The sequence below is a fragment of the Burkholderia cenocepacia genome (assembly GCF_900446215.1).
Classification (GTDB): Bacteria; Pseudomonadota; Gammaproteobacteria; order Burkholderiales; family Burkholderiaceae; genus Burkholderia; species Burkholderia cenocepacia.
Map to the genome: position 1 here is coordinate 21,226 of NZ_UAQZ01000018.1, position 12,114 is coordinate 33,339.

The window sequence follows — 12,114 nt, forward strand, 5'->3', positions numbered from 1 at the left end:
ACGGCTCGTGTCGACGGACCTACTCTGATCGCACGAATCCGGTGGTTTTCGGCACGATCGGCAAGCAAGACGAAAGAATTCAAACGATTCGTCCTGCAGGCGCTCCGGGTTCCGACTCAGGCGAAAACGCGACACGGCGACAGGTCAATCAGGGAGACAACAACGATGCGCCCGACGCCTTGCTTCCGTCGCGACGATACGTCGACGCACACGAAGGCTGCCTGAGATCCATTTCCATAATCGAGACGAGGACGACATGAACACGCCCACCCTTCATCAAGCAGGACCCCGAATGATCATGATCGCGGCCGGCGCCGCGGCGCTGATGTCGCTGTCCGCGTGCGGCGGCTCCGGCTCGCTGAGCCAGGGCACCGGCGGCAGCGGGTCGGGATCGGGCGACACGACGGCCACGACCGGCGGCACGGGCAACGGCTCCGGCGGCGCGTCCGCCAACGGCGTCGGCCAGACGACCGCGGCGTCGAGCAACATCGTGACCGCCGCGGGCGGCACCGTGTCGGGCGGCGGCGCGGTGATCGCGAGCCAGTCGGTGCCCGGCACCAACGCGGCGACCATGCAGGGGCTCGGCACCGTCGTGCAGGACGTCGGCGCGGCCGTCACCACGCTCGGTACCGGTCTCGGCGCCGGGCTCGGCCAGCTCGGCGCGTCGTCGAATCCGGTCGGCACGACGGTCGCGAGCACGGGCGGCGTGGTCACGAACCTCGGCGACGCGGTCGCGGCGACCGGCGGCGTGGTGTCCAGCCTCGGCGCCAGCGGGTCGGCGCTGGCGCCCCTCGCGCCGGTCACGTCGCCCGTCGGCGGCGCGATCACGACGCTCGGCAACACGATCGCCGGCGGCGGCGCCACGCTCGGCACGCAGTTGTCGACCGGCCCCGTCGCGCAGGTCACGGGCGCCGCCAGTTCGGCGATCACGCCGATCACGACGCAGGTCGGCTCGATCACGCAGACGGTCGCGTCGAGCACGCCGCTCGGCGCGCCGCTCACGAACCTCGTGACGACGGTCGGCAACGGTGTCGCGAACGTCGGCACGACGATCGCGAAAACCGGCGGCAACCCGGTGACGACCGGCGTCGGCAACGTGGTGACGGCAACCGGCAACACGGTCGCCACCGCCGGCACGGCGCTGCTCGGCGGCGGCGCCGCCGCGACGAGCCCGCTCGCACCGGTGACGGGGTTGCTGTCGACGGGTGCACTCGGCGGTGCAACGGGCGGCGGCAACCCGGCAGGCGCGCTCACGTCGGCGGCCGGCACCGTGACGGCCGCCGTGTCGGGCGCGACCGGCGGCGCGCCGGTCGCGGGGCTGACGGGCGGCAGCGGCACCGGCGCGCTGTCGAAGACGGGTGGCGTGCTCGCCCCGGTGACGACGACGCTCGGCTCGCTGGTCAAATAAGCAACACGCCATGCGGCGCCCGTCGCGTCGTCGACGCTCGGGCGCCGCAACCGCATCTCCGACGGTTTCCGCGGTCGTCCGCCCGCGTCCGATCCCTTCCTTTTCCCGACGGTCCGCCTGCAACCGGCCATCGAAATCGGTCCTGAAAGCAAGACACGTTAAACTCTCACCTCGCGTGGTGCGCCGCCCGCACCCGCCATCCATCGCCAGCCGCGTGCCCTCGGGCCGCCCCCGACCCATGGAGTGAGTGTCAATGAGCGGCGGACTCCCGTTTCCCGCATCCCGCAAGTCGTTGCCGTCGTCGACGGTCTTCCTGATTCTCGCCGCCGCCGCGCTGCTGTCCGGCTGCGGGCTGCTGCCGGTCCAGAACCCGCCCGCCCCGATCAGCGAGGCGCTCGTCGAGTCGGTCGAGGAGACCGCCGGCGAGCCGCTGACGATGCCGCCCGTGCCGGCGCCGACGCAACCGGAAACGCCGGAAGCGCCGAAGAAGCCGCACCGCGAGGTGACGCGGTCGAAACCCGTGCAGCGCCCCGAATCGCCGACCCCGCCACCCCCTCCGCCCCCGCCGATCGTCGCGACGCGCCCGCTCGACCGTACCCAGATCCACGCGCTGCTCGACAGCGAAGTCGCGCGCCGCAACGGCAAGGTGGTCGGCCGCGCGGTCGACATGGTGGTCGACGCGAGCGGCAAGCCGCGCGAGATGATCGTCAACCTGCAAGGCTTCATGGGCATCGGCGACCGCAAGGTCATCTTCCCGTGGAACGTGTTCCGCTTCACGCCGGGCGGCAAGCAGGAGCCGATCGTGCTCGACGTCCCGTCGGGCGACCTGCCGCCGGCCGCGCGACCGAAGGCGGTGCCGCTGTCGGGTTCGGCCGCGGCGTCGCCGACGACGCGGCTGCCGATGCTCGACAGCGATGTCGAGCGCCCGAACGGCACGAAGATCGGCCGCATCGTCGACGTGCTGATCGACCGCGGTGCACAGCCGCAGGCCGTCGTGCTCGACCTCGGCGGGCTCGTCAATACCGACCGCCGTTCGATCGCCGCGAGCTGGGGCGCGCTGCGCTTCGTCACGCGCGACAAGGCGCTGCACCCGCAGCTCGACCTGAACGACGCCCAGATCAAGGCATCGCCGCCCTACGCGGCCGACAAGCCGATCGTCGCGGTCTTCCCGCCCGTTGTCCCGGCCGCGCCGGCTTCGTCTGCGAGTGCCACCCGATGACGATCAAGCATTCCGTCAGCGTTCGCAGTCTCCGGGCCCTCGACTGGCTCAACTTTTTCGTTGCAAACGTTCAAACCGGGTTCGGTCCGTTCATCGCGTCCTACCTCGCGTCGCACAAATGGACGCAGGGCGAGATCGGCATGGTGCTGTCGATCGGCACGATCAGCGCGATGGTCAGCCAGGTGCCGGGCGGCGCCGCCGTCGATGCGCTGAAGAACAAGAAAGGCGCGGCCGCGTGGGCGATCGCGGCCATCATCCTGTCCGCGGTCCTGCTCGCGTCGAGCCCGACGATCGTGCCGGTGATCGCCGCGGAGGTATTCCACGGCTTCGCGAGCTGCATGCTGGTGCCGGCGATGGCCGCGATCTCGTTCTCGCTCGTCGGCCGCGCCGACCTCGGCGACCGGCTCGGCCGCAACGCGCGCTGGGCGTCGATCGGCAGTGCAGTCGCGGCCGGGCTGATGGGGCTGACCGGCGAATACTTCTCCGCGCGCGCGGTGTTCTGGCTGACCGCCGTGCTGGCGCTGCCCGCGCTGTTCGCGCTCGCGATGATCCAGCCGACGCACCAGGTGATCCCGCAGTCGTCGAAGCCGGACGACCTCGACGAAGCCGGCGAGCGCGAAACGCTGCTCGAACTGCTGCGCGACCGCCGGATGCTGATCTTCGCGGCCTGCGTCGTGCTGTTCCACCTGTCGAACGCCGCGATGCTGAACCTCGCGGCCGGCGAAGTCACGGCCGGGATGGGCGAGAACGTGCAGCTCGTGATCGCCGCGTGCATCATCGTGCCGCAGGCGATCGTCGCGATGCTGTCGCCGTGGGTCGGCCGCTCCGCGCAGCGCTGGGGGCGCCGGCCGATCCTGCTGCTCGGCTTCTCCGCGCTGCCGGTGCGCGCGCTGCTGTTCGCGGGCGTCAGCAGCCCGTACCTGCTCGTGCCGGTGCAGATGCTCGACGGCATCAGCGCGGCCGTGTTCGGCGTGATGCTGCCGCTGATCGCGGCCGACGTCGCGGGCGGCAAGGGCCGCTACAACCTGTGTATCGGGCTGTTCGGGCTCGCGGCCGGGATCGGCGCGACGCTCAGCACGGCCGTGGCCGGCTACGTCGCCGATCACTTCGGCAATGCGGTCAGCTTCTTCGGACTCGCGGCCGCGGGCGCGCTCGCAGTGCTGCTGGTCTGGCTCGTGATGCCCGAAACCCGCGTCGAGAATGGCGATGCGACGGCCGACGAACCGGCCGCCGCCTCGCCCGAACAGGCGCATTGACGGCGGCCCGCCGCCACCCGCTTCTTGGCCGACGCACGATGGATACGATCAGGACACTCAACGAAGCCCGCCAGCAGATCCAGCAGTCGATCTTCGATCTGTTCAAGGGGCTGTCATTCAGCGAGCGGCTCGCACAAGGCGCGCTGATGGCGCTGCAGGCCGTCTGCGGCGCGTGCCTCGCGTATGCGATCGGCCGCGCGATGCATACCGAGCAGGCCGTGTGGGCGGCGATCACCGCGATCGCCGTCACGCAGCACAACTACTCGGACACGATGTCGCTGTCGCGCGACCAGTTCATCGGCGCGATGGTCGGCGGCGTACTCGGTTTCGCCGGCGCGGCGCTGGGCGGCGATCGCCTCGTCGCGTATGCGCTCACGGTCGCGGTCGTGATCGTCTGCTGCTGGTGCCTGAACGTCGGCAGCGCGGCGCGGCTCGGCGGCGTGACCGCGACGATCGTGCTGCTGTTCCCGGGCAACGGACCGCTGTGGGACGTTCCGCTGATCCGGCTCGGCGAAGTGACGCTCGGCACGGTGTGCGCGCTGGGCGTGTGCTGGGTGATGTCGAGAATCGAACGGCGCTGGTTCCGCCGCACGGCGGCAAAGTGACGCGCTAATCCGGCGGCCCGGCGCGCATCGCGGCGTCGCGATCCATGCCGGGCCGCGGGCTAGGTCAGTCGCCGATTCGCAGCACGATGCCGGAACCGATCTGCACCAGCAGGTGATCCCCGCCGACGCCGACCCATTGATAGCCGCGCGGCGGCGGACTCAGGTGATAGCCGCGCCAGTCGTCGATCACGTATTGGCGGTCGCGGAACTCGGGAGGAAGCCGGTCACCCTTGTGCCACTCGCGGCGCGGCTGGTCGGCCCAGCGCGGCGGTACGTCTTCAACGCGGCCGGGCCCTTTGCGCATGTCGTGCTTGCCGTGACCATACGCATGGCCATTGCCATGCCCATGCCCGTGGTCGTCCTGTTGCGCGCTGGATAACGTCGGCGCCGCCAACGCGGCGGCCACGAACAAAACGGCAAGAATCGGGTGCCTTGTTACCATCATCCACCTCCCGTCGAACCGCCGGCGCCGGGATGACGCCGGCCGCACACAAGGCTAGCACACCTCGCGGGGCCCGCCGGTTGCGCGGCGCCACGCACGAGGCAGCGGGTATACTCTCGCTCACCTTCGATCCGTACGATTTTTCATGGCTGAACCTACGCTCGGCGTCGCCATCATCGCCCACAACGCGGCCCGCCGGCTCGCGCAGTGCCTCGACGCGCTCGCCTTTGCGGACGACATCGTGGTCGTCGACGGCGGCAGCACCGACGACACCGTCGAGATCGCCCGCGCACACGGCGCCCGGGTGATCGTCGCCGCCGACTGGCCGGGCTTCGGCCCGCAGAAGAATCGCGCGCTCGCAGCGCTGTCGACGGACTGGGTGCTGTCGATCGACACCGACGAAGTCGTGTCGGACGAGCTCGCCGCATCGATCCGTGCGGCGTTGCGCGCCCCGCAGGCCGATGTGTACGCCATCGACCGGTTGTCGGCGTTTTGCGGCAGCTGGGTGCATCACAGCGGCTGGTATCCGGACTGGATCCCGCGCCTGTTCCGGCGGGACACCGCCCGCTTCTCGGACGACCTCGTCCACGAGCGGCTGGTGTTCGACGGCCGCGTCGCGCGGCTCGACGGGAAGCTGCACCACTACTCGTACGACGACATCGACGCGGTGCTGCGCAAGCTCGACGCGTATTCGAGCGCCGGTGCGCGGCAACGCCGCGCGGCCGGCGAGCGGGCGACGGTCGGCAAGGCCATCCGGCGGGGGGTGTGGGCGTTCGTGCGGACCTACGTGCTGCGTCGCGGGTTCCTCGACGGGCGGGCCGGATTCATGATCGCGGTGTTCAATGCGGAGACGGTGTACTACCGCTTCCTGAAGCTCGCGCACGACGGCGCGGCCGAACCCGCATCGCGCCGCTAGGCAGCGGCCGAAAGGTGCGCCGATGGCGCACCGGTTATACGCCGCCGCGCGGCAAGGCCGACACGTCGATGATCGACTCGCGCGGCGCCTCCACCACCGGACGGCCTTCGACGAGCGCCGCCGCGGCGGCAATCACGCGCTGCGCGGAAAGCTCCGTCAGGCAGCGGCTCCAGCTTTCCAGATGACGGTCGCAGCCTTCGAGTTTGCAAGGCACGCAGTCACCGTCACCCTGCATCAGGTAAACGTTGCCGCGCTGCGCCGAACCGCGCAGCGCCCACGGCTCGTCGTGAGCGGGCCAGTTGGCGGGCCACGGCCCCCAGCGCACCGGGTTGGACGGCCCGAACAGCGCGAGCGTCGGCGTCCCGCACGCGGCGGCGACGTGCGTCGCGCCGGTGTCCGGCCCGACGAACAGCCGTGCGCGGCGAATCAGTTCAGCGGTCTCGCCGAACGTCAGGCGCCCGACGAAATTCGCGACCGGCTCGCCCGCGGCTGCCACGATCCGCTGCGCATAGTCGACCTCCGCCGCGCCTGGCCCACCGCTCAGCGCGACGTCGAAGCCGCTTGCGCGGGCCCAGCGGATCAGTTCGACCCAGCCGTCCTCGCGCCACTGCTTGTAACGAAACATCGGGGATGGGTGCAGCACGATGTGCGCTCGAGTACGCGACAGCGCGGCCGGCCCATACAGCAGTGCGTCGAATTGCGCGACGCGCGCCGGATCGGTGCCGATGCCGGGCGCGACCACTTCAGCGCAAGGCGTCACGCCGAGCACTTCTGCAATCGCGAGACTGCTCGTCACCGTATGGACATCGCCGTGGCGATTGAGCGCAATGCCGTCCAGCATGAAACGCGTCAGCCGCGTGATCCGCTCCGGATCGACGAGCCCGACGCGCCGACGCCCACCGAACCACGTATAGAAACGGGCACGATCGGAGCTGATCGCCGCGCATGCGAGATCGTAGCGCCGCCACAGCCTGGCCGCGTCGGCGAACCGCTCGCGCGGCTTCGCGCGCTGCGCGACGACGATCACCCGACGAATGTCGGGATTGTGCTCGAGCACGCCCTCGGTGCCGCGAAACACGACCATGTCGATCTGCGCGTCAGGCCAGCGCCGCTTCAGGGAGCGGACCAGCGGCGTCGCCAGCAGCACGTCGCCGATCCTGCGGGTGCAGGTGACGAGAATGCTGCGCGGCGGCGTATCGAACGTAAGGGAAGCGGTCACGGCGGGTATCGACTGACGGAAGCGGGCCATTTTAGCGAAATCGCGCGGCGCGAACCATGCTGCAGGCTCAGCGCGCCGCCGCGAGCAGGTCGGCGGCGAGCGCGGCGAAACGCCGGTTCGCCGCCGGCACGTCGAACGTCGCGATCCGTGCCGCGGCACAAGGCGCGAGCGCCGCGCGCACGTCCGCGTCGGTCACGAGGCGTTCCAGCGCCGCCGACATCGCATCGACGTCGCCGACCGGCACGAGCAGGCCTGCGCGGCCGTCGTCGAGCATGTCGCGCGGGCCGGTCGGGCAGTCGGCCGCGAGCACCGGCGTGCCGAGCGCCATCGCTTCGCCGAGCACCATGCCGAACCCTTCGTAGCGGCTGCTCAGCACGAGCGCTTCGGCGGCGCGAACGTACGGAAACGGATTCGCGCAATAGCCCATGAAATGCACGGTATCGCGAATCCGCAGTTCGTCCGCAAGCTGCTCGAGTGCCGCGCGATCCGGCCCGTCGCCAAGCAGGACGAGATCTACCGCGTCCGGCCGGCGAGCACGCCATTGCGCATAGGCGCGCAGCAGTGTCCGGTGATCCTTCTGCCCTTCGTCGAGCCGCGCGACCGACACGACGAACCGTTCGGCCGGCCACTCGACCGACGCCGTTGCTTGCTGCCGGATCACAGCGATGTCGATCACGTTCGGGAGTTCGACGACCCGCACGCCGGAGCCGGCGAACATCTTCTCGGCTTCGTGCTGCATCGCAGGCGTCAATACCGCGATCGCCGCGTAGCGCGCGTACTGGCGCGTGCGCCGTGCCATGTAAGCGTCGCCTTTTTTGCCGAAGCGTGCGACGAAGCTGTAGTGGCTGACGCCCAACCACGGCGCGGTACCGCGGCCGGCAATCCGCCGCAGCGAGAAATCGTAATCGCAGACGAGGTCGTAGCCGGAGGCGACCTGCAGGAAGCGTCGCGCAACCAGCCGGCGAATCGCCGCATGGGTCGTCAGCTTGTGCAGCAGCTTTTCGCCGAAGCGCAACCGGCGGCGGCGCTCGATCTGGTGCAATGCATGCGACCAGCGCGCCGTCGCGAGCACGTGAACCGGCACGTCGGCCGGAATCGCGCCGCTGCGGCGCAGCGCATCGAGATCGTCGGTCGGGAAGGCAACCGACAACGCGGGAGCAAACTGGCGGCGATCCAGCGCGTTCAGCCACGCGACCAGCGCGGTTTCGGTACCACCCCGCCCGAAGTCGTCGATATGGAACAGCAATCGCACGGGCTTGCCGTTCGCGATCGACGGGCCGGCTTCCGCGCGGCTCGCGACGGCGTTCACGATCCGCTCCCCGGTTGCGCGCGACGCACGCGTGCGCGTCGCTCGCCATGCCCGAGCACCAGCCCGGCAAATGCCCAGAATGCCAGGATCGTCGTCTGCCACATGAAATCGTCCACCAGGTTCTTCGTGACCATCCCGACCACGAGCGCGATGCCGCCCGCCGCAATCCACGGGTCAGCCTTCCGCAGTCGCCAGAACGCGAATACGAGCGCCGCCAGCAACAGTGCCTGCATTGCCAGGCCGATGCGCCCGGTCTGTAGCCACGTATTCAGGAAAAGATTGTGCGCGTGCGTCAGCGCCTGCGGCTCGAGTGCCAGCAATTCGGGCGGCATCTCGCTGCGGTAGGCCATTCCCGGCACCGGTTTGCCGAAACCGATACCCAGCCATTTGTGACGGCTACCTTGCTCGTCATAGAACCGCCACAGCTTGGGCCGCGTGTCCGACGACAGCGTGTCGCCGACTGCCGTCATGCCGGGCGGCACATACAGACGCACGCCGGCGATCGAGACGTCGCGCGATGCGGCCAGCGGCGGCGGTGAATCGTGATAGCGCAGCCGCGCGCTCATTTCGAGCGTGCCGATCGCACCGGCGCCGACGACGACCACTGCCAGCCCCGCCAGCAGCAGATGATGCCGGTACAGCGGATAAAGGCCGATCAGCAACACCACCGCGGCAGCAGGCCAGAAGAAGCGGTTGAGGCTGGCAAGCCCGACCATCCCGCACAGCACGAGTCCCGACACGCCGAACCAGCGCCAGCCGCGCCTGGGCACGAAGAACGCACAGAACAACGCCATGGCGAACGCAACGAGCGTACTCGTATGCCCCACCCGCGCATAGAACCGCAACGGGAACGTTTCGGGTGTCGGCGGCTGCAGCTTGCCCCAGTAGATCACGCTGACCGCGGCGAGCAACGCGCACGCGAGCCAGACGGTCAGCGTGACGCGTTCGGGCCGCTCGACCCGCGTGCCGAACAGCCAGAAGCCCCAGAACGACAGCAGCGGATACACGACCTCGTCGAGCCACGCATGCCGGCTGACGTCCGGGAACACCGACCAGCGGGTGGCCGCGAAACTCCACGCCGCCCAGCCGACGATCGGGACGAACAACGGCCACCGGAACACCGCCGGCCGGTCGCGCCCGCACGCGGCGCCGATCAGCGCAATCCCGACCAGCACCATGCTGCAATTCACGAACGCCGCCATGTGCCCGAACATGATGGCGAACATCAGAACGGGGCAGCCAATCCACAGAAGACGCTCCATACGCGCCGCAATAGCCGTCATCGAACTTGCACCAGAACGTGTTTCAGTGCGCCACGTACCGCGTCCACCGACAGCCCGCTCATGCAGCCCGCGGAGCCGTCGTGCCACGCGACGCATGTCGTGGCGTCGCGATCGCATCGCCTGACCCACTGGACGTGACGCCGGAAAATATACGGTTGATCGCGGCATGGCATGTCCGCGATCGTTACGGCGACGAACGGAACGTCGCGCCAGTAACGTCCGGCACCGTGAACCAGCGCGCTGCCGGGCCCGAACAGCGCGACGGTCGGTACGCCGATGAGGCGCGCGAGATGCGCGACGCCCGTGTCGGGACAGACAACTGCCCGAGCGCCTGCATAGAGATGCCAAAGATCGGCGAGACCGAGTTTCCCGGCAAAGTTCGGCTGCCCGGCGTGCGGCCCGATCTGCTCGATCAGGTCGGCTTCGCTCTTGCCGCCGCTCCACACCACCCGATAGCCACCCGCCTCCATGTCGGCCGCCAGCGCTCGCCAGCGCTCGATCGGCCAGCGCTTGACCATCGTGCTGGCACCCGGATGCAGCACCACGTAGGGCCGCTCCCGAAGCGCCGCTGGCAACGCGACGCTCGGCGGCGGCGCCGGCCAGTCGCCCGGCCGGTATGCGCGCGGAGGGCCGCCGTCGACCAGGTCCGCGATCAGGTCGCCCCACGCGGCCGGCGCATCGGGATACGGACGGCGTTCGTCGACCGGCCAGTTCTTCCACGCCGGGGCATCGCCGTCGTGCGCGACGATCCAGCGACAGCCGGCCGCGAGCGCCAGCCAGCTGTGACGGTTATCCGCCGCGACGAAGCCGAGATCGTACGGCCCCGACGCCAGCAAGCGGCGCACCGACACGGGATCACGCGGATCGAAAGCCAACGCCTGGATGCCAAACGGCTCGCCCGCATACAACGGTGCGATCGCCTTCGGACACGCGAGCGCGATGCGCGCGTGCGGATATTGTTCGCGCAGCTTCGCCAGCAACGGTGTCAGCAACAGCGTATCGCCGAGCAGGAGATGGTGCGCGACGAAAATGCTCGCCGGTTGCCGAGGCTTGCGCCGCAGCGGCTTGAACAGCAATCTCGGCAGAGCCCGCGCGAAGATGTGGATACGTCCGGGGAAGCGGCTCATCGTTAACAGCGGGCTGTCTCGATGGCAAAATTCGCGACGCGGATCGGCCCGATGAACAGCCGAGTCGCCACACGAATCACCATGATCATTGTGAATTGAATAAGTATTTGCACGGAGCAAATCGCGCCGATCAACCGGCACGAATCACCGGAGCGGAATAGCCAGCCGCACCACCCAAACAGGCCGCCAGAGTATACCATCGCCCCCTCGCGCGCCCGAACCGGAAGCCGTCTGACAGATTGCCCCTTACAGGGACGGACCGCTACGCCGGCGCCCACGCCTCGCGGGCCAGCGCGAGCAACTGCTCGACATGATGGCGCACGCCCGGGTCGTAGCCTACCGCGTCGCGCGCGACGGCGGCCCGGTCGCCGGCTCGCACGCGCTGTGCGGCCGTCGCCAGCACGGCGCGCAGCGCCTCGACATCGTCGGCCGCGAACGTCAGCTTCGCATGGTCCGCAATGACGTCATGGCAGCCGAGCGTGGGCGGCAAGATCACGGGCGTCCCGCACATCACTGACTCGATGCCGACCAGCCCGAACGGCTCGTATTTCGATGCAAGGATCGTGTAATCCGCCGCGCGGTATCCGTCCTCGATGTCCTTCACGTAGCCGATGTAGCGCAGTTGCGCCGAGGTCCGCTCGGGCGGGCGGCCGGCCACCGCGACGACGATCGACGCGTCCGTCCCCTGCAGCGCGGCCTCGATCAGCGGCAAGCCCTTGCGCACGTGGCTGCTCGACGGAAACAGCAGCACGACGTCGCGCTCGCCGAAACCGAAGCGGCGCCGCAACGCGGTGCGCTCGTCGTCGCCGACAGGCGTGAAGCGCTGCGCATCGACGGGGGGATACAGCATGCGGATCCTGGCGTCGTCGACGCCGTACAGCGTGCGCAGTTCGTCGCGCATCATCTGCGAATGCGCGACCACATAGCGCGCATTCGCGTACTGCCGGCTCTCGAGTGCAATCTGGCGCCGGTCGAAATAGCCCGGTGCGCGGCCGATCGCGCGCAAGAACCCTCGATGTGTGCCGCCGCAAATCGCGATCTCCGAGCAGGCGACCCGATTACAGCCGATCAGCACATCCACGTCGGCCGCGCGGCGTGCACCGCGGAGCCGCCACGAGAACCATTCGTCGCGCACCTTGCCGGGCAGGAACGAGACGTTGATCCGATGCGGCTCGACGAGCCGCGCCTCCGGAATCGACGCGTCGACGGAGCGCGCGAAGAACGCGGGCGTCACGCCCGCCTCCGCCATTCCCCGCGCGATATCGATCGCGTAGCGCTCGAGGCCGCCCCCGTGCTTCAGCGCATTGGCCGACAGGCCGATCTTCATCTC

The 12,114-nt window shown here is 69.4% G+C and carries 11 protein-coding genes; 5 read left to right on the forward strand and 6 right to left on the reverse strand.

Translation table 11 applies throughout. The features are described from left to right. The first annotated feature begins 256 nt into the window (after positions 1-256). The 4 genes from DTA15_RS36615 (at position 257) to DTA15_RS36630 (ending at position 4,488) form a co-directional block, all read left to right on the forward strand. Positions 257-1,408 (forward strand): collagen-like triple helix repeat-containing protein, encoded by a 1,152-nt coding sequence (locus tag DTA15_RS36615; protein WP_012492742.1) that lies wholly within the window; start codon positions 257-259, stop codon positions 1,406-1,408. A gap of 253 nt (positions 1,409-1,661) precedes the next feature. Further along, positions 1,662-2,627 carry a PRC-barrel domain-containing protein gene (locus DTA15_RS36620; RefSeq protein WP_006489610.1) on the forward strand — a complete coding sequence of 322 codons (966 nt, stop codon included), beginning with the start codon at positions 1,662-1,664 and terminating at the stop codon, positions 2,625-2,627. Continuing rightward, positions 2,624-3,883 (forward strand): MFS transporter, encoded by a 1,260-nt coding sequence (locus DTA15_RS36625; protein WP_006489615.1) that lies wholly within the window; start codon positions 2,624-2,626, stop codon positions 3,881-3,883. The genes DTA15_RS36620 and DTA15_RS36625 overlap by 4 nt, the downstream gene beginning before the upstream one ends. 38 nt (positions 3,884-3,921) lie before the next feature. Beyond that, the gene (locus DTA15_RS36630) at positions 3,922-4,488 is read left to right on the forward strand and encodes an FUSC family protein (protein ID WP_006489621.1); all 567 of its coding nucleotides are present in this window, start codon (positions 3,922-3,924) and stop codon (positions 4,486-4,488) included. 64 nt (positions 4,489-4,552) lie between these two features. Here DTA15_RS36630 and DTA15_RS36635 read toward each other — a convergent pair whose 3' ends face one another. Beyond that, positions 4,553-4,930 (reverse strand): RcnB family protein, encoded by a 378-nt coding sequence (locus DTA15_RS36635; protein ID WP_034178286.1) that lies wholly within the window; start codon positions 4,928-4,930, stop codon positions 4,553-4,555. A gap of 145 nt (positions 4,931-5,075) precedes the next feature. Between DTA15_RS36635 and DTA15_RS36640 the strand changes: the two genes are divergently transcribed. Then, the gene (locus DTA15_RS36640; RefSeq protein WP_006489606.1) at positions 5,076-5,846 is read left to right on the forward strand and encodes a glycosyltransferase family 2 protein; all 771 of its coding nucleotides are present in this window, start codon (positions 5,076-5,078) and stop codon (positions 5,844-5,846) included. Positions 5,847-5,880: 34 nt separating this feature from the next. Here the strand turns inward: DTA15_RS36640 and DTA15_RS36645 are convergent, their stop codons facing one another. The 5 genes from DTA15_RS36645 to DTA15_RS36665 form a co-directional block, all read right to left on the reverse strand. Continuing rightward, positions 5,881-7,095: a glycosyltransferase family 9 protein gene (locus tag DTA15_RS36645; protein WP_006493018.1), complete on the reverse strand. Its 1,215-nt coding sequence runs from the start codon at positions 7,093-7,095 to the stop codon at positions 5,881-5,883. Between the two features lie 37 nt (positions 7,096-7,132). Then, positions 7,133-8,374 (reverse strand): glycosyltransferase, encoded by a 1,242-nt coding sequence (locus DTA15_RS36650; protein ID WP_006489588.1) that lies wholly within the window; start codon positions 8,372-8,374, stop codon positions 7,133-7,135. After that, entirely contained in the window at positions 8,371-9,600 is a 1,230-nt protein-coding gene (locus DTA15_RS36655) for an O-antigen ligase family protein (RefSeq protein ID WP_006489626.1), read from the reverse strand. The genes DTA15_RS36650 and DTA15_RS36655 overlap by 4 nt, the downstream gene beginning before the upstream one ends. Before the next feature lie 53 nt (positions 9,601-9,653). Further along, positions 9,654-10,784, reverse strand: a complete 1,131-nt coding sequence (locus DTA15_RS36660; RefSeq protein WP_012492744.1) for a glycosyltransferase family 9 protein — start codon at positions 10,782-10,784, stop codon at positions 9,654-9,656. Positions 10,785-11,046: 262 nt separating this feature from the next. Then, on the reverse strand, positions 11,047-12,111 hold the full coding sequence (locus tag DTA15_RS36665; protein ID WP_012492745.1) for a glycosyltransferase family 4 protein: 1,065 nt from the start codon (positions 12,109-12,111) through the stop codon (positions 11,047-11,049). Positions 12,112-12,114 lie beyond the last annotated feature (3 nt).